This window comes from Streptosporangium sp. NPDC002721 (assembly GCF_042888905.1).
Lineage (GTDB): Bacteria > Actinomycetota > Actinomycetes > Streptosporangiales > Streptosporangiaceae > Streptosporangium.
This window is the reverse complement of the sequence record NZ_JBIAQI010000020.1, coordinates 37,622-53,697: the sequence shown is the minus strand read 5'-3', so window position 1 is coordinate 53,697 and position 16,076 is coordinate 37,622. Positions and strand designations below refer to the sequence as shown.

General features: G+C 68.1%; 17 protein-coding genes. 6 read left to right on the top strand and 11 right to left on the bottom strand.

What is annotated here, in order from left to right:
* Window positions 1-59: 59 nt before the first annotated feature.
* On the bottom strand, window positions 60-773 hold the full coding sequence (locus ACFYWM_RS27665; protein ID WP_389919053.1) for an ATP-binding protein: 714 nt from the start codon (window positions 771-773) through the stop codon (window positions 60-62).
* Window positions 774-1,619: 846 nt separating this feature from the next.
* Between ACFYWM_RS27665 and ACFYWM_RS27660 the strand changes: the two genes are divergently transcribed.
* From ACFYWM_RS27660 to ACFYWM_RS27650, 3 genes are all read left to right on the top strand, one after another.
* Window positions 1,620-2,441, top strand: a complete 822-nt coding sequence (locus ACFYWM_RS27660) for a Scr1 family TA system antitoxin-like transcriptional regulator (protein WP_389919050.1) — start codon at window positions 1,620-1,622, stop codon at window positions 2,439-2,441.
* Complete coding sequence (locus ACFYWM_RS27655; RefSeq protein WP_389919048.1) at window positions 2,432-2,644, top strand: DUF397 domain-containing protein; 213 nt, start codon at window positions 2,432-2,434, stop codon at window positions 2,642-2,644. The genes ACFYWM_RS27660 and ACFYWM_RS27655 overlap by 10 nt, the downstream gene beginning before the upstream one ends.
* Window positions 2,645-2,729: 85 nt before the next feature.
* On the top strand, window positions 2,730-2,942 hold the full coding sequence (locus ACFYWM_RS27650; RefSeq protein WP_389919045.1) for a DUF397 domain-containing protein: 213 nt from the start codon (window positions 2,730-2,732) through the stop codon (window positions 2,940-2,942).
* 162 nt (window positions 2,943-3,104) lie between these two features.
* Here ACFYWM_RS27650 and ACFYWM_RS27645 read toward each other — a convergent pair whose 3' ends face one another.
* Both ACFYWM_RS27645 and ACFYWM_RS27640 read right to left on the bottom strand, forming a co-directional pair.
* On the bottom strand, window positions 3,105-4,214 hold the full coding sequence (locus ACFYWM_RS27645; protein ID WP_389919042.1) for a serine hydrolase domain-containing protein: 1,110 nt from the start codon (window positions 4,212-4,214) through the stop codon (window positions 3,105-3,107).
* Window positions 4,215-4,359: 145 nt separating this feature from the next.
* Complete coding sequence (locus ACFYWM_RS27640; RefSeq protein WP_389919039.1) at window positions 4,360-5,031, bottom strand: DUF4097 family beta strand repeat-containing protein; 672 nt, start codon at window positions 5,029-5,031, stop codon at window positions 4,360-4,362.
* A gap of 224 nt (window positions 5,032-5,255) precedes the next feature.
* On the opposite strand from ACFYWM_RS27640, the gene ACFYWM_RS27635 reads away from it, so the two are divergent.
* Entirely contained in the window at window positions 5,256-6,056 is an 801-nt protein-coding gene (locus ACFYWM_RS27635) for a helix-turn-helix domain-containing protein (RefSeq protein WP_389919407.1), read from the top strand.
* Between the two features lie 257 nt (window positions 6,057-6,313).
* Here ACFYWM_RS27635 and ACFYWM_RS27630 read toward each other — a convergent pair whose 3' ends face one another.
* The gene (locus tag ACFYWM_RS27630; protein WP_389919036.1) at window positions 6,314-6,688 is read right to left on the bottom strand and encodes a MerR family transcriptional regulator; all 375 of its coding nucleotides are present in this window, start codon (window positions 6,686-6,688) and stop codon (window positions 6,314-6,316) included.
* A gap of 28 nt (window positions 6,689-6,716) precedes the next feature.
* Between ACFYWM_RS27630 and ACFYWM_RS27625 the strand changes: the two genes are divergently transcribed.
* Both ACFYWM_RS27625 and ACFYWM_RS27620 read left to right on the top strand, forming a co-directional pair.
* A complete protein-coding gene (locus tag ACFYWM_RS27625) occupies window positions 6,717-7,403 on the top strand; it encodes a methyltransferase domain-containing protein (RefSeq protein ID WP_389919034.1) in 687 nt (228 codons plus the stop codon).
* A 129-nt stretch (window positions 7,404-7,532) separates the two neighbouring features.
* Complete coding sequence (locus tag ACFYWM_RS27620) at window positions 7,533-8,177, top strand: DNA alkylation repair protein (protein WP_389919405.1); 645 nt, start codon at window positions 7,533-7,535, stop codon at window positions 8,175-8,177.
* Window positions 8,178-8,302: 125 nt separating this feature from the next.
* Here the strand turns inward: ACFYWM_RS27620 and ACFYWM_RS27615 are convergent, their stop codons facing one another.
* From ACFYWM_RS27615 to ACFYWM_RS27585, 7 genes are all read right to left on the bottom strand, one after another.
* The gene (locus ACFYWM_RS27615; RefSeq protein WP_389919031.1) at window positions 8,303-8,542 is read right to left on the bottom strand and encodes an XRE family transcriptional regulator; all 240 of its coding nucleotides are present in this window, start codon (window positions 8,540-8,542) and stop codon (window positions 8,303-8,305) included.
* Between the two features lie 95 nt (window positions 8,543-8,637).
* Window positions 8,638-9,024 carry a type II toxin-antitoxin system RelE/ParE family toxin gene (locus tag ACFYWM_RS27610; protein WP_389919028.1) on the bottom strand — a complete coding sequence of 129 codons (387 nt, stop codon included), beginning with the start codon at window positions 9,022-9,024 and terminating at the stop codon, window positions 8,638-8,640.
* 809 nt (window positions 9,025-9,833) lie between these two features.
* Window positions 9,834-10,787 carry an NAD-dependent epimerase/dehydratase family protein gene (locus ACFYWM_RS27605; RefSeq protein WP_389919025.1) on the bottom strand — a complete coding sequence of 318 codons (954 nt, stop codon included), beginning with the start codon at window positions 10,785-10,787 and terminating at the stop codon, window positions 9,834-9,836.
* Between the two features lie 319 nt (window positions 10,788-11,106).
* The gene (locus ACFYWM_RS27600) at window positions 11,107-12,180 is read right to left on the bottom strand and encodes a 2-oxoacid:ferredoxin oxidoreductase subunit beta (RefSeq protein WP_389919022.1); all 1,074 of its coding nucleotides are present in this window, start codon (window positions 12,178-12,180) and stop codon (window positions 11,107-11,109) included.
* Complete coding sequence (locus tag ACFYWM_RS27595) at window positions 12,173-14,026, bottom strand: 2-oxoacid:acceptor oxidoreductase subunit alpha (protein ID WP_389919019.1); 1,854 nt, start codon at window positions 14,024-14,026, stop codon at window positions 12,173-12,175. The genes ACFYWM_RS27600 and ACFYWM_RS27595 overlap by 8 nt, the downstream gene beginning before the upstream one ends.
* A 236-nt stretch (window positions 14,027-14,262) precedes the next feature.
* Window positions 14,263-14,352 carry a putative leader peptide gene (locus ACFYWM_RS27590; protein WP_389919017.1) on the bottom strand — a complete coding sequence of 30 codons (90 nt, stop codon included), beginning with the start codon at window positions 14,350-14,352 and terminating at the stop codon, window positions 14,263-14,265.
* A gap of 69 nt (window positions 14,353-14,421) precedes the next feature.
* Window positions 14,422-15,900, bottom strand: a complete 1,479-nt coding sequence (locus ACFYWM_RS27585) for a polysaccharide deacetylase family protein (protein ID WP_389919015.1) — start codon at window positions 15,898-15,900, stop codon at window positions 14,422-14,424.
* Between the last annotated feature and the right edge of the window lie 176 nt (window positions 15,901-16,076).

The following is a 16,076-nucleotide window of genomic DNA, read 5'->3' as shown; positions in this document are numbered from 1 at the left end:
GCCTACTCGACGGCGAGCAGAGTGTGTACGTATGTCTTCGTCGGGTTCGGACACCCGGTTCACGGAGTCGACGGGGCACCATGTGACGGTAGGTGCCAACGGGCCCAGACGGTTTTACCGGGGTGGTCGGAAAGTGGAGTGACGCCGTGGTCGTGGGCGAGGGCTTCGACAATGGCCAGGCCGCGACCGTGGACGGCCTCGGCGTCGAGGGCGAGCTGGCGGGGTTGCCCGGCTCCCCGGTCGGTGACCTGGACCCGGAACTCGTCCGCGCCCGCCCACAGGGAGAGCCTGACCACGGGCTCACCGTGAACGATCGCGTTGGCGAGCAACTCGTCGGCCACCAGGACGACGTCGTCGACGAGGTGACACAGCTCCCAGGCGACGAGGGTCTCGCGCACCATGGCGCGAGCCTTGCCGACGATCGGCAGATCATGCGGCAGGTCCCAGCAGACGGTCCGAGAGTCGTCCGGGATATCGGGCATGGGCCCTCCTTGGGGTGGCGGTGTGGTGTCTTCGGCCTCGCGCATCAGGCCGCGTAGCTCGTCGGCGGTGCGGGCCCGCACGATCAGGGGTTCGGGCGCGGGCCAGACGGCGACGGCGTGGAAGCACCGGGTGCCGGGGCCGTACCAGACGGTCCAGGCGGGCTCGATCCGGTCGAGCCGCTCGGCGGCGGCTCGTTCGGCCGGGTCCCAGGACCGTGAGTCGACCTGTGCGATGTCCACTCCGCGCCGATGCCGCCCGCTCTGCCGGGCGTGGGGCTCCCGTCCGTTCACGCGTTCGCTCCCTGCCGGTACGGAGTGTGCTTGCCGGAGGGAGTACGGGTGCTCGGCGGCCGTCCACGCCGGTACGGCACGGCGGCCGTGGCCACGGCCTGCTCCGGCCGCCGATGCCGACCGGGGGAGACCTCCGGAAGTCGCGCGGGGAAGGCGACGGGGGCCGCTGGGACGGGGATCGGGCGGCTGGGCGTTACGACGGCTGGGCGGCCGGAGAGGTTGAGGCGGCGACGGGCGGTCATCCGGGCGTGGACCTGGGCGGTGGTGGGCTGCTCCCAGTGATGGTGCGCGCGGTGCGGGAGGCTGGCGGCCTCGTGCGCGTACGGGGGATGGCCGCACCAACGGCAACCGAGCGGCATCGGCGGCCGGTTAGCGTGCCAACGCACCCTGATCGGCCTGGGGTTTCCTCTATGGTTACGCATCAGGTCGGACCTCCAGAGTCCGGTCGAGGGGCTTATCATGGCGTTCCGTGCCGTGGCAGGCCCCATTTGGTTTGGTGGGTTCGCCTTGCAAGGAGGCGACTCCGCAGGACTTACTCAGCGGTGACAGGTGTGTGTCTAGAAGAGGCGCCGCTGGTAACCAAGACTGTGTTTTCCATCGAAACAACGGACATTTCCACTCCCTTTATCTGGGCATACGCGGCGATTTTTTCCGATGGCTTCGAAAGTTTGCTTACCGTGCGCGGGAGAGGACGCCCGGTGGCGTTTTCGCCCGATCGAACCTCTTCACAGGGTGCCCTCGAATGGCTACTTTGGGTATCGAAAGTCGAGGCACATCAGTGTGACAGTTTGTGGAAAAGCTGCTCTGCTTGTGCCGTGTGTGGAATTCCCGCTGGACGGAGCCAGGATGTCCAAGAGTCCCGAACTCAACCCGAAAAATGAAAAATGGGTTATTTTCGGCGCGGAGCTCCGCAAGTACCGAAAAAAGGCGAAAATGACCCAGGATGATCTAGCCGAGGTGACTCAGTTCAGCAGGAGCCTGCTGAGCTTCACCGAGAGAGGCGAGCGCAACCCCAGCCACAACCTGGCACGACGCTGCGACGACGCTCTGGGCGCGAACGGGGAACTCGTCCAGTGCTGGACGCACATCACCCATGCGGCGAGCCCTCGTTGGTTCCGTGACTGGCTCGACATCGAGTTGGAAGCGCACGCCCTGCACACCTGGCAACCGATCGTCGTGCCTGGCCTTCTCCAGACCGAGGAGTACGCGCGGGCGGTTATCCGTGGAGAGCCAGGCATAACTGACGAACAGGTGGAAAAGGCTGTTGCGGCTCGCATGGAGCGACAGAAGATCTTACTTCGATCTAAGCCGCCTATGCTCTGGGTTATCCTCGACGAAGGGGTTCTGCACCGCCCGATCGGCGGAGAAGAGGTCATGCAACACCAACTCCAGCATCTTCTGGAAATGGTCGAGCGACCTAGAATCGGTATCCAGGTCCTTCCTTTGGTGCGAGGGTCGACCACAGGGACTTCGGGAGGATTTGTGATCGCTCAGCTTCCGGGAAACCCGGATATGGTGTATGTCGAGTCCGTAACGCGCGGACATGTGGCAAATCGGCCAGAGGATGTCGAGGCTGTCTGCACCCGATACGACAGCATCCGAGCTGAGGCAAGCCCTCAGTATGTCTCGATCGAATTAATCAGAGAGGCAGAGAGGCTATGGACCTGAGCGATGAGTTGAGGCACGCGGCCTGGCGTAAGGCCACTAGGAGCGCGTCGAACCAGGGTGATTGCTTGGAGGTCGCCCCGCTGTCAGGCGGTCGGGTGGGCCTGCGTGACACCGAGGCCCCCGAGCGGGCGCCCTTTGTGGTGAGTGCGAGCGTCTGGGACGCCTTCATTGACGGCGCCAAGAAGGGCGAGTTCGACTTCTGACCTCACCTCGGAACATGGGAAGCCTTCTGGTCACCGCCAGAGGCCTTCTCGTCCGTACCGCCAACAGTAGAAAGGCGGAGAAGCCGTGGATCTGAGCGAGGAGCTGAGGACCGCTGACTGGCGTAAGGCCACCAAGAGCGGGCCCAATGGTGGGGACTGCCTGGAGGTCGCCCCGCTGTCGGGCGGCCGGGTCGGCCTGCGCGACACCGAGGCCCCCGAGCGGGCGCCCTTCGTGGTGAGTGCGAGCGTGTGGGACGCCTTCATTGACGGCGCCAAGAAGGGCGAGTTCGACTTCTGAGCCACACTGCGAGAACACCTGAAACCCCTGGTCGTCTGACCAGGGGTTTTCGTCGTCGGCCGGCTGATGGTGAAAGTCCGAGGTGTGCTGACCGGCTCGGCCTGAGAGCCGGGCCGGTCCTGGCGACGAAGGCGCGCGTCGCCGGATTCCCGTGCCGACCGGCTAGGCCTGTCCGCCGCCGAACACCTCTTCGACGAGCCTCCGCGTCGCCCTCTGGAACGCCTCGCCCAGCGATATCTCGACGTCGTCCACGTAGTTCAGCGCGGCGATCAGGGTCGTGCCGCCGCCGGGCGTGCCGTACATCAGCGCCGCGTGACCCGCCATGCCTCCGTTGTGGGAGATGACGGTGCCGCCGTTCTCCGTGGTCAGGACGAACACCCCCAGGCCGTAGTCCATGCCCGGGGCGCCCGTCGGGTGCGGGGTGCACATCTCGGCGAGCAGCGGGGCCGGCAGGAGCCTGCCGCCCAGCAGCGCGGAGAAGAACGTGCGCAGGTCCCGGGTGGTCGAGATCATGTCGCCGCCGCTGGAGATCCAGGAGGGGTTCTGGCGGGTGACGTCGACCGTCTTCTGCTCCCCGCCGTCCTCGTACCGGTAGTAGGCGTGGGCGTGCGGCTCGGGCACCTCCGACTCGGTGGTCGGCACCGTGGTGCCCGTCAGCCCGAGCGGTCCCAGGATCAGCCGCCGCATCTCCTCGGCGACCGAACGGCCGGTGACCTTCTCGATCAGCAGCCTGGCCAGCACGTAGTTGGTGTTGGAGTAGCTCCAGCCCGCGCCCGGCTCGAACCGCGCGGGCTTGGACAGCGCCAGTTCCACCAGCTCCTGAGGCCGATAGGTCCTGAACCGGTTGTCCACCCACTCCTGGCCCGCGGTCGTGGCGGGGATCCCCGGCGCGTACGTCCCGTCGTCGTAGTACTCGCCGGTGAAGTTGAACACCCCGCTGGTGTGCCGCAGCAGCATCCGCACGGTGATCCGCTCGTCCAGCCCGAACTCGGGCAGGTAGTCCGCCGCCGGGGTGTCCAGCCCGATCTTGCCCTCGGCCACCAGTTGCAGCACCACGGTCGCGGTGAAGGTCTTGGTGTTGCTGCCGATCCGGACGTGCCCGTCGATCGGCGGCCCGGCGGTCCCGCCCAGCTCGGCCGCCCCGGCGCTGCCGGTCCACTCGCCCCGCTCGTCGTTCACGCGCAGCGTCATCCCGGTGAAACCGGAGTCGACGATCTCCTCGATGACCTTACGCAGCTCCGGGCGGTCCTGGTCGGTAAGGGTGATGGACATGGTGGTGTGCTCCTTCGGAACCGGTGCGAAATTCGACTGAACGGACAGGGCCGCCGCGCCTGGGGCGCCCCTCTTACAAACTGCGGGCCTCTTACAAACTGCGGGCCTGTTACAAGCTGCGGGTCTGTTACAAGCCGCGGGCCTCTTACAGGCTGCGGGCGGTGACGTCGCCGTAGGCGGTGGTCGCGTGGATGGTCAGGGCGGCGTCGGCGCCGTCGGTGTTCCTGAGCGCGTTGTGGATCCGGCCGTAGGCGGTGCCGGCGTCCAGGGTGGCGGAGACTCCGCGGGCGGCACCGACGTGGATCTCGCCGGACTCGGTGCGCAGCGTGACCGTGCCGCGCACGGCCTCGGTGACGCGGAGGTCGCCCTTCTGGGTGCTGATCTCCGCGGGACCGCCCAGGCGGTCGACCGAGAGGTCGCCCGCGAGGAGGGTGAGGCGGGCGCTCGCGGCCTCGTCGAGCTTGACCGAGCCCTGCGCGCCCTCGAAGACGACGTCGCCGAGCCGTCCGACGCCCCGGAGTTCGGCGCTGGCCGCCTTCGCCTCGACGCGGGAGCCCGCGGGCAGCCGGACCGTGACCTCGACGGATCCGGAGGCGCCGAGGATCTGGTTCTTCGCCTCCGGGGCCTTGATCCGCAGGACGCCGTCGCCGTACGCGACCTCGGTCCGCTCGGCCGCCTTCACGTCGCGGCTCTTCGAGGCGTTCGCGGGCAGGACCTCGACCACGGTGTCGGCCCGGTCGGCGGCGATGAACCGGATGCTGCCGGCGGGGACGTCGAGGACGGCGGTCACCGGGGCGGGGGTGTCGAACTTCTGCATCGTGTCTTCCTTCGGCTCGTTGTTTCCGATGTTGGAAACACTACGTTGCATTTCCAGATGCGGCAATCCACTTATTGCTTCTGTACCCCGTAAGTGCAGGTGAGAGCCGATAAGATGTTGCAATGGCTTTAAATTCAACGCAATGATCACCTTCTGGGCGTTGCAATGGTTTGGGAATGAACGCTATGGTGGGGACACCGCAGACCACGAGGGGGACGACCGCGATGCCGGGAGGCAGACTCACCCAGCAGGACCGCCAGCAGATCGCGCTGGGACTGGCCGACGGTCTCGCCTACGCGGAGATCGCCAGGGGCCTCGACCGGCCGACCTCGACGATCACGCGTGAGGTGATGCGCAACGGCGGCCCCACGGCCTACCGCGCCGACCTGGCCCACCGCGCCACCGAACACCGCACCCACCGCCGCAGGCGCGCCGCGCCCCGGGGCCCTGGCGCGCCCCAGCAGGCGCACGGACGCGATGCCGAGGCCGTGCGCGAGTACGAGGAGGTGTTCGCCACCGTCTTCATGCAATCGGGCCTGCCCAAGATGACGGCCCGGGTGCTGGCCAGCCTTTACACCACCGACAGCGGCGGCCTTCCCGCCTCCGAGCTCGCCGGGCGCCTCCAGGTCAGCCTGGCGTCCATCTCCAAAGCGATCACGTTCCTCGAAAGCCAGGGCCTCATCCGCCGGGAACGCGACGATCGCCGCCGCGAGCGCTACATCGTCGACGACGACGTCCTGTACCAGTCGACGATGGCCAGCGCCCGCGCCACCGCCCACCTCGGCGAGGTCGCCCGGCAGGGCGTCGGCATCCTCGGCCCCGGCACCCCGGCCGCCGCCCGCCTGGAGAACATCGCCCGCTTCGTCGACTTCGTCTCCGAGAGCATCGCCCGTGCCGCGGACCATGCCCGCGAGATCCTCCACACGAAACCCGAGACGACCTCGGACCGAACCGCGCCGGGCTCGATGGAGGCTCCGGTCTCCACCGAGCCCGGCGCGGTCCACGACGATCTGCGCGTACGGTGAGTGCTCGTCGAGCCACGCGAGCCGGCCGAGCACTCACCGTCATCCCCGGCCCTCGCCGTGAGCACGCGCCCACGCGTGTCACCGATCGGCGTACCTGAGTTCCCGCTCCCGGGTCCCTCAGCCGGCGTCCGGCTCGACGCGGTCCGGGGCGGGCCGGCCGACCGCGTTCAGTCCGTCCGGGCGCCTTCGAGACTCCCCGCGGCGAGCTCGACTGCCCGGCCCGCGTCACGGCGATCCGAACCCGTCACGGAAGACGGTTACAGCCGGTCGGCCAGCAACCCCTGAAAATGCGAACACGTCATGATGTCGTCGTGCGGGCATTCCAGACCGCCCTCCAGCATGTCGAGCGCGGCCTGTGCCTGGGCGATCCGTGTCAGCAACCTCTCGCGGTGGCGGGCCATCACCTCGTGGCGGTCCGGTGCGGACCGGGCGGCCAGCATCGTGCGGATGTCCGCGAGCCCGAAACCCGCCTCCTTCGAGATCAGGATCGCCGCCACCCGGTACAGGTCCGCGTCGGTGTAACGGCGGCGGTCGCCCGCGCGGACCGGTGTCACCAGTCCCTCCGCCTCCCAGTGACGCAGCACGTGTGTCGGCAACCCGAACTGAGCCGCCACCTCGCCGATTGACTTCATGTCGACATTAAGTCGCACAATGACGGCCATGTCGATGTTGCTTACCATGCTTGACGCTTTTGATGACCTACCTCAGGCGCGTGCCCTGCGGGAACACACGTACCGAGCGCTGGGCGACACCGTCGTCGACGTCGGCTGCGGGAGCGGGCGCGCCGTCGGGGAGCTGGCCGCCCGCGGGGTGAGGGCCATCGGCGTCGACCTGGACCCCACCATGATCGAGACAGCCGTCGAGCGCTGGCCCGCGGGCGAGTTCCACGTCGCCGACGCCACCGCGCTGCCTCTCGACGACGGCTCGGTCACCGGCTACCGCGCCGACAAGGTCCTGCACGTCCTCGCCGAGCCCGAACGGGCCGTCGTCGAGGCCCGCCGGGTCCTGGCCGGAAACGGCCGCGCGGTGCTCGTCGGGCAGGACTGGGACACATTCGTGATCGACTCCGACGATCCCGAACTCACCCGTACGCTCGTCCACGCTCGCGCGGACGGCATGCCGAACCCGCGGGTCGCCCGCCGGTACCGAAACCTCCTGCTGGACAACGGGTTCGTCGACGTCACCGTCGAGGTCCACACGATCGTGTGGACAGATGCCGCGTGCCTGCCGGTGCTCGCCACCCTGGGAGAAGGCGCCTGGTTCGACGACCAGGCCGCCAGGGCACGCGACAACCGGCTGTTCGTCGCCATCCCGATCTTCCTCGCTTCAGGGACGCGCGCCGGCTGAGTACGGGCTCGGCGCCGGTGGCCGCTGCCGAACCGGGGTGTACGGCAGGAGGCCGGCTTCCGTCATAGGCTGAGTCTCACACGCGATGAATGGAAGGCTGACGTGGCCGAGACGACGATGGCCGAGGTGATGGCCGAGCTGGCCGAGCTCGCGGACCCGAAGATACGCGAGGCGAACGAGAGACACGGTGACGATCACGGTGTGAACCTCGGCAAGCTGCGCGCGCTCGCGAAGCGGCTGAAGACGCGGCAGGAACTCGCGTGCCGGCTCTGGGAGACGGATGACACCGCGGCGAGACTGCTGGCGATCCTGATCTGCCGCCCGAAGGCGTTCGAGCGGAAGGAACTGGACGCCATGCTGCGCGAGGCGCGCGCACCCAAGGTGCACGACTGGCTCGTGAACTACGTGGTGAAGAAGAACCCGCACTCCGAGGAGCTGCGCCTGACCTGGTCGGCCGATCCGGATCCGGCGGTCGCGAGTGCCGGTTGGGCGCTGACCACCGAACGCGTGGCGAAGAAGCCCGAGGGGCTCGACCTCGCAGTGCTGCTCGACGTCATCGAGACGGAGATGAAAGACGCCCCGGATCGTCTGCAGTGGGCGATGAACCACTGCCTGGCCCAGATCGGGATCGAGCACGCCGAGCATCGCACCCGTGCGATCGACATCGGTGAGCGCCTGGAAGTGCTCAAGGACTACCCGACTTCCCCGGGCTGCACGTCTCCGTTCGCGCCCGTCTGGATCACCGAGATGGTAGGCCGACAGCACGCGCGGTAAGACGGTGATTCATCTGGATGCCTTCGTCGACAGCGCCAGGAAGAGCGAATTCGACTTCTGGCCCTGCTCCTGGAAAAGAGAGAAGCCTTCGGCAGCCTGGCTGAAGGCTTCTGCCGTCGTACGAGCTATGCCACGGTGTATTCGACGTCTCCAAAGTCGGCCACGACGCGCAACCGCCCGCCGAGAGCCTCGACATAGGAGCGCAGGGTCGCCACCTCGACACGGTCGACCTCGCCGTGTTCGATGGCCGAGACCCTCGGGCCAGAGACTCCCATGGTGGTGGCCACGTCGCGCTGGGTCAGATCCTGCTCACGCCTGATCTCCGCGAGCTTGTGCGCCCTGACCTCTGCGGCTAGCTGCTCCATCGCGGCGGACTTCTCGGCATCCGATTGCACGGGTAGTCCCGCAGCCTGGCGCCGCTCTCGCGCCCGCTGCTTCACCTCGTCCCAATTGACCGTGCTCATTCGTACCCCCTGCTGGCCAGCTCCGCTATGTGTTCGGCGTATCGCTTCTCCGCCATCGGTATGTTCGCGTCATACCAATGGTCCCAGTTGCCGGCCTTGTCGCCCGCGACCAGCAGCACTGCCCGGCGAACCGGGTCGAATGCGAACAGGATGCGAATCTCACTTCCTTTTGACGAACCAGGCCGCAACTCTTTCAGATGGTGATTGTCGGCTCCCTTGATGCGGTCCACCAGCGGTCGACCAAGTGTCGGCCCGGTCTGCGCCAGCATGTCTATAGCGTTTTCAACCTGATCGGCGCTGTTCCAGTCGTCCTGGCATAACCGGTCGTACCAGTCGGCGACCTCGGCAACCAGCACGACCTGCCATCCAGCACGACCTGCCATCCAGCTCCATCCATAGCTTAACCCTGGCATTAAGTCTGCAGCAAGGAGGCCCTTTCTTGACCAGAAGGGCAAGTCGCCTGCTCTGCTTCTACCGTCTTGTCTCTTATGGCTGTTCATGGCGGTGAGCCGTCTCAGGAGCGTCCATGGTCCACAGCGCGGAAATAAGCAGATATGCCAGGCCGTCACCGGAGCTCAGGGACTCCGTACCGCAGTAGAGGACGAGTCCCGCGTGGAACCGTGAGCCGAACCGTCGTTACATGAGTCTCAAACCGCGAACAGCATCTGTCCGTACCGTCTCCGTGGCTTGACCTTTATGCCGATGATCTGGCCGGAGTCGGCTTCGAGGCCAGTCAGAGGGCAGGCACCCGCTGAACCTCGTTGATGAGCATCAGGCCGTCATGGCGTACGAACCGGACTGGATCCTCGATGGCGGCCGCCCGGGCGACCGGATCGTTGAGGAAGCGTGCCACTCCGTTCGGCCCCTGGCGTAGGACGAGCTCGGCCAGAGTGCTCTTGCCCCCTGGCGAGCCCCGTTGACCACAACGATCCGCGTATCGGTCAGGGCCTCTGTGACCAGGTCAGCCGCCCGCCTGGGAACGTAGTCCGTTGCGTTTCGCCAATGACTACTTTGAATCTGCCGACAGCTTTCCTTTCAATCTGCCGTACAGGGTCCTTTGTTTCTGCCGGAGTCGTGACCTCGGCCGGAGCGGCAGTGCGTTGGGACGATCAACGCCGCCGGTCCCGGTTTCGTCGGGAGCACCTACGCGTGCGAGCCGTCTTCAGGGGGACGATCCGGTCCGGCCGGCCGCTCAGCCGTTCTCGCGGGCGACCCACTCGACGCCGTTCTCGCGGGCGAACCACCCGACCGTCCGGCGCAGGCCCTCCTCGAGCTCCACGGTGGGCCGCCAGCCGAGGACCTTGGTGGCGGCGGTCGTGTCGGCGATCCTGGCGCTGTCCAGGGCCCTGTCGGCGAGGACGCCGTAGCGGGGGCGGGCCCGGCCGCCGACGATCTGGGAGAGCAGGTCGGCGGTGTCGCGGATGGAGGTGCCCGTCCCGGTGCCGATGTCGAAGGCGCGGCCCGACGCGTCCGGGGTCTCGGCCGCGGCGAGGAAGGCGTCGACCACGTCGTCGACGTACACCCAGTCGAGGTGGCGTGTCCCGCTGCCGAGCTCGGGGGTCCGCCCGCGCAGCAGCGACAGCGCCACGTAGGGGACGAGCTTGTGGGTGTCCTGGCGGCCCGGCCCGTAGACCATGCCGATCCGCAGGTTGCTGACCTGGACGTCCCACAGGTGGTGGAACATCCGGGCGTAGCCGTCGGCGGCCCACTTGGACACCGCGTACGGCGAGGACGGCGCCCTGTCGCCCTCGTCCGGCCGGAGCTCCTCCAGCGAACCGGCCAGCACCACCCTGGTCCCGGGGACGTCGGCGACCGCCGTCAGCAGGTTGACCACGCCGGTGAGGTTGCTGTGCAGCATCGGCAGCACGAGCCGCGGATCCCTCGCCCCGGCGACCTCGCTGGCCAGGTGGAACACCGCGGCCGGACGGGTCGAGCCGACGAGCCACTCGACCGCGCCCGCGTCGGAGACGTCCGCGACGTGCCACGTCTCGCCGTTCGAGCTCTCCCTGCAGCGGCGGCCGACCGCGTGCACCCGCGCGCCGAGCGCGCTCAGGCGCCGTACCAGGTGGGTCCCGATGAAGCCGCCGGCCCCCGTCACCAGCACGGGCCTCGCGTGCCAGTAATCTTCCTCCGCGGGGCTCGGCATGGGCGCTTTCCTTTCCCGTACGTGTCCCGTACGTGGCGAGTTTCGCCGGGCGTCCTCACGCGAGGGACGGGATCTCCCGCCGGCGGGAACGGCACCGCGTGGCGCCCGGCGGACCGGGCGGAGCCGTGCGGCCCAAGGAATTAATACCTCGCCGTACGGGACGCCGTGGCGACGACGGAGATAATCCCCAGAAAAAGTGATTCGCCGGAAAGTGGCCGTCATCGGGAAACACGAAACGGCAGGGCCCGCTTCCGGGAAGCGGGCCCTGCCGTTCGGTGTCGTTCGGTGCTGTGCGATGCCGTTCGGTGTCGTGCGGGGATCAGCCGATGCGCCAGGTGTCCCCGCCGAGCAGCAGGTCGTTCAGGTCGCCGGGGCCGCGCTCGCCGGTGGCCTCCTGGAGCTGCTCGGCCATGAGCTCGTCGTAGGAGGGGCGGTCGACGTTGCGGAAGACGCCGATCGGGACGTGCTCGAAGGCGGGCTCGTCCAGCCGGGAGAGCGCGAAGGCGAGCGACGGGTCGGCGCGGTGGGCGTCGTGCACGAGGATCTCCTCCTCGCTCACCGACGCCCTCGGGACGACCTCGATGCCGCCGTCGGCCGCCCTGCGAACCGCCTTGGACGCCGAGGCGATGGGCTGCCCGTGCTCCAGGCGCAGCGTGATGTCGTCGCGCTGCTCCGGGTCCTTCAGCGGCTCGAAGGCGTTGTCGTTGAAGATGTTGCAGTTCTGGTAGATCTCGACGAGGGAGGTGCCCCGGTGCTCGGCGGCCTCGCGCAGCACCGACTGCAGGTGCTTGCGGTCGGAGTCGATGGTCCTGGCCACGAAGGAGGCCTCGGCCCCGATGGCGAGCGAGATCGGGTTGAACGGCTTGTCCAGCGAGCCCATCGGGGTCGACTTCGTGATCTTGCCGACTTCGGAGGTCGGGGAGTACTGACCCTTGGTCAGGCCGTAGATCCTGTTGTTGAACAGCAGGATGTTCAGGTTGACGTTGCGGCGCAGCGCGTGGATCAGGTGGTTGCCGCCGATGGACAGCGCGTCGCCGTCACCGGTGATCACCCAGACCGACAGGTCGGGACGCGAGGCGGCGAGGCCGGTCGCGATCGCCGGGGCGCGGCCGTGGATCGAGTGGAACCCGTAGGTGTCCATGTAGTACGGGAACCGGGAGGAGCAGCCGATGCCCGAGACGAACACCATGTTCTCGCGCTTGAGCCCGAGCTCCGGCACGAACGACTGGACCGCGGCCAGGATGGCGTAGTCACCGCATCCGGGGCACCAGCGGACCTCCTGGTCGGACTTGAAGTCCTTCATCCCGAGCTTGACCTCGGACTTCGGGACCAGCGAAAGCGCCCCGCCCCTTCCGGGGACGGACACCGCGGGCGACTCAGTACCACTACTCACTGTCGATCACGTCCTGGATCACGCCGGCAAGTTCCTCGGCCTTGAACGGAAGCCCGCGCACTCGGTTGTAGCTGATGATGTCGACCAGGAAGCGGGCGCGGAGCAGCAGCGCGAGCTGGCCGAGGTTGATCTCCGGCAGGAGGACCTTGTCGTACGCGCGCAGGACCTCGCCGGTGTTGAGGGGCAGCGGGTTGACGTGCCGCAGGTGGGCCTGGGCGATCTTGCCCCCGGACCTCCTGACACGCCGCACGGCCGCCGCGATCGGCCCGTAGGTGGACCCCCAGCCGAGCACCAGCACGCGGGCGTCGCCGTCGGGGTCGTCCACGGCCAGCGGCGGGATGTCGTTCGCGATCCCGTCGATCTTGGCCTGCCGGACCCGGACCATCCGGTCGTGGTTGTTCGGGTCGTAGGAGATGTTGCCGGTGTTCTCGGCCTTCTCGATGCCGCCGATCCGGTGCTCCAGGCCCGAGGTGCCGGGGATCGCCCAGGGGCGGGCGAGGGTCTCGGGGTCGCGCTTGAACGGCAGGAAGGTCGTGCCGTCCTCGCCGTTCGGCCCGGAGGCGAACTCGGTGGAGATGTCGGGCAGGTCGGCGGCGTCGGGCAGCCGCCACGGCTCGGAGCCGTTGGCGAGGTAGCCGTCGGAGAGCAGCATGACCGGGGTGCGGTACTTCACCGCGATCCTGGCCGCCTCCACCGCCGCGTCGAAGCAGTCGGAGGGGGTCGAGGGCGCCACGATCGGCAGCGGCGACTCGCCGTTGCGGCCGAACATGGCCATCAGCAGGTCGGTCTGCTCGGTCTTGGTGGGCATGCCGGTGCTGGGACCGGCGCGCTGCACGTCGACGATGATGAGCGGCAGCTCGGTGGTGACCGCGAGGCCGACGGTCTCGGCCTTCAGCGCCACACCGGGCCCGGAGGTCGTCGTGACGCCCAGCGCCCCGCCGAAAGCGGCGCCCAGCGCCGCGCCGACGCCCGCGATCTCGTCCTCGGCCTGGAAGGTGCGGATGCCGAACCGCTTGTGCCTGGACAGCTCGTGCAGGATGTCGCTGGCCGGGGTGATGGGGTACGACCCCAGGAACAGCGGCAGCCTCGACTGCACCGAGGCGGCGATCAGGCCGTAGGCGAGCGCCTGGTTGCCGGAGATGTTGCGGTACACCCCGGGGGCGAGCTTGGCCGGCTTGATCTCGTACGAGACCGAGAAGGACTCGGTGGTCTCGCCGTAGTTCCAGCCCGCCTGGAAGGCGGCGATGTTGGCCTTGGCGATGTCGGGCTTCTTGGCGAACTTGTTCTCGAGGAACTGGATCGTCGCCTCGGTGGGCCGGTGGTAGAGCCAGCTCAGCAGCCCGAGGGCGAACATGTTCTTCGAGCGCTCGGCGTCCTTCTTGGACAGCGCGAAGCCTTCGAGGGCCTTGACCGTCAGCGAGGTCAGCGGCACCGGGTGGACCCGCCACTCGGAGAGCGAGTCGTCGTCGAGGGGGCTGCCGTCGTAGCCGACCTTCTGCAGGTTGCGCTTGGTGAACTCGTCGGTGTTGACGATGAGGTCGGCGCCGCGCGGCAGGTCGGAGAGGTTGGCCTTCAGCGCGGCGGGGTTCATCGCGACCAGGACGTTGGGGGCGTCGCCCGGCGTGAGGATGTCGTGGTCGGCGAAGTGCAGCTGGAAGCTCGACACACCCGGCAGGGTGCCCGCGGGGGCGCGGATCTCGGCCGGGAAGTTGGGAAGCGTCGACAGGTCGTTGCCGAACTCCGCGGTTCCGGCGGTGAAGCGGTCACCGGTGAGCTGCATGCCGTCACCGGAGTCGCCGGCGAACCGGATGATCACGCGGTCGAGTTGCTGAACCTGCTTGGTCACAGCTCAGTCCTCCTCGACGCGACAGGGCGCCGTTGCTCGTGGCACATTCTTTTTTCCATGCTAGATCCTCGGGGTCACGCGTAGTCTTTTCGCGTTCCACTCGGCGAAGGAAAGTGACCTTTGTCGCATATCCTTGACGGCCGCTGAGTCGAAACTGAGTCGAAGCTGGGCGCGGACATCGCGCGGTGCGGCCGTCGTGCGGTCTGCGAGGAGCCGTCGTACGGCCTACGGGGGAGTCACCATCGCGGACGGTCGGCCCGACACAGCCCGGCCGCGAGCCGACACAGGTCGACGTGCAGGCGGCCGAAGAGGACAGTTGGGATCACGATGCCCAACTATATGTCCCGTCGCGAAGACGCCCTCATCGCCTCCGGCTATGGCCCCATAGCCTCAGGCTATGACATGGACCGCCTGTCCGGCACATTCGACATGGTCCCGGAGTCGTAGGTCCGGCCCGGTTCCATCGCGCGCGGGCCGTACAGCTCCGGGACAGTGACAAAGGTATAACCCTTCGCGGCGAGCTCGCGCAGGATCGCGGGGGCCGCGTCGACGGTCGCGGGGCGGAAGTCGCGCATGAGGACGATCGAACCGGGCCTGACCTGGGAGACGGTCCGGCGGGCGATCGCCCGGGGGTCGGGGTCGTCCCGGTCCTCGGCGTCCACGCTCCAGCGCACCACGGACATGCCCAGCCGGCGCGCGACGGAGGTCACCTGCTCGTCGGTCCCCCCGTACGGCGGGCGCATCAGCGTGGGCACCTGGCCGATCGCCTGGACGATCGCGTGCTGCGCGCGGGTGAGCTGGTCGGCGAGCATGGCGGAGGACAGCACGCTGAGGTCGCGGTGGGACCAGGTGTGGTTGGCCACCAGGTGTCCCTCGTCACGCATCCGCCGCAGCAGTTCGGGACGCGCGGAGGCGTTGGAGCCGAGGGTGAAGAAGGTCGCCCTCGCCCTGTACGCGCCGAGGATGTTCAGCAGCCGCCCGGTCTCGGGGCCCGGCCCGTCCTCGTAGGTCAGCGCCACGCATCTGGCCTTCGCGCAGTCCACGGTGCCGGCCTTGGAGCTGCGCGCCGCGGGCCTGTCCATGCTCGCCGCGAGCATGTCCTTCTGCGAGATGAGGGTCGCGGTCCCCACGGAGGCCCGCCGCGCCCGCAGCCCGGTCTCCGACAGCAGCGGCGCGGCGGTCGCGGACGGCACGGCGACGGCCACCCGCCCGGCGACGCCCAGGCCCACCTGCTTGTCGTCGAACTCCACGACGAGGTCGCCGCGCGGGTTGAAGCCGAGGGAGTCGAACATCGAGCGCTCCGGCCTGAGCGCGTTGGGGTTCACCAGGGGGCCTCGCAGCGCCAGTTCCCTCCTGACGATCCCGGCCAGCGTGGTCAGCGCCGCGCTGTCCCTGATCAGGCCGGGGGACTCCAGGGCGCGTCGGTTCGCCCTGTCGTACCAGAGGGTGGTCCGTGACTCGCTCCAGCCGGAGCCCATGGACTGGCCGATGCGCAGCCGTACCCCCAGGACCTCGGGGGACGCGGCGGCGAGCTGCCAGTCGACGTTGAACTCGGGGTTGGGCAGGGCGCCGGCGGGGACGTCGTTCCCGGCGAAGCGGGCAAGACTCGCGGTCACCGTCTTGAAGAGCTTCTCGGTGAGCCGGGGGGCGTCGGCGACGGCCGGATAGGTGGCGTGCACGCGACGGCCCGCGGCCTCTCCCGAGTTCAGGCTTCTCGTGCTCAGGCCCCGGACCATGGAGGGGTCCACGTAATTGATCAGCGTCGGTTCCGAGGGGACGGGGGAATTCGCGTGGGGGGAGGCGGTGGCCACGCCGCAACCGGCCATCGTCGCGACCATGCAGGCGATTCCTCCGACGAATCGCACTTTAAACATAAACTAACGCTATATGGCCTAATAGGGTATTTGCCCTGGCTTGGTATTAAGTGCACGGAGCCTTTAGTGTTCCGCGACCGCCGCTTTCCCGGCTTTCCTGACTTTCCCGGCGTGACCGGGAGGGGTGATACTGCTATAGGTAGGGCGGAGAGCCTCGTACGGCAGGTCCTGGAGCG

Coding starts and splice junctions, on each gene's coding strand:
- ACFYWM_RS27660 (WP_389919050.1), top strand. CDS start 1,620: ATGTCCAAGAGTCCCGAACTCAACCCGAAAAATGAAAAATGGGTTATT.
- ACFYWM_RS27655 (WP_389919048.1), top strand. CDS start 2,432: ATGGACCTGAGCGATGAGTTGAGGCACGCGGCCTGGCGTAAGGCCACT.
- ACFYWM_RS27645 (WP_389919042.1), bottom strand. CDS start 4,214: ATGTCCATCACCCTTACCGACCAGGACCGCCCGGAGCTGCGTAAGGTC.
- ACFYWM_RS27640 (WP_389919039.1), bottom strand. CDS start 5,031: ATGCAGAAGTTCGACACCCCCGCCCCGGTGACCGCCGTCCTCGACGTC.
- ACFYWM_RS27635 (WP_389919407.1), top strand. CDS start 5,256: ATGCCGGGAGGCAGACTCACCCAGCAGGACCGCCAGCAGATCGCGCTG.
- ACFYWM_RS27630 (WP_389919036.1), bottom strand. CDS start 6,688: ATGAAGTCAATCGGCGAGGTGGCGGCTCAGTTCGGGTTGCCGACACAC.
- ACFYWM_RS27625 (WP_389919034.1), top strand. CDS start 6,717: ATGTCGATGTTGCTTACCATGCTTGACGCTTTTGATGACCTACCTCAG.
- ACFYWM_RS27620 (WP_389919405.1), top strand. CDS start 7,533: ATGGCCGAGCTGGCCGAGCTCGCGGACCCGAAGATACGCGAGGCGAAC.
- ACFYWM_RS27615 (WP_389919031.1), bottom strand. CDS start 8,542: ATGGAGCAGCTAGCCGCAGAGGTCAGGGCGCACAAGCTCGCGGAGATC.
- ACFYWM_RS27610 (WP_389919028.1), bottom strand. CDS start 9,024: ATGGCAGGTCGTGCTGGATGGCAGGTCGTGCTGGTTGCCGAGGTCGCC.
- ACFYWM_RS27605 (WP_389919025.1), bottom strand. CDS start 10,787: ATGCCGAGCCCCGCGGAGGAAGATTACTGGCACGCGAGGCCCGTGCTG.
- ACFYWM_RS27585 (WP_389919015.1), bottom strand. CDS start 15,900: ATGTTTAAAGTGCGATTCGTCGGAGGAATCGCCTGCATGGTCGCGACG.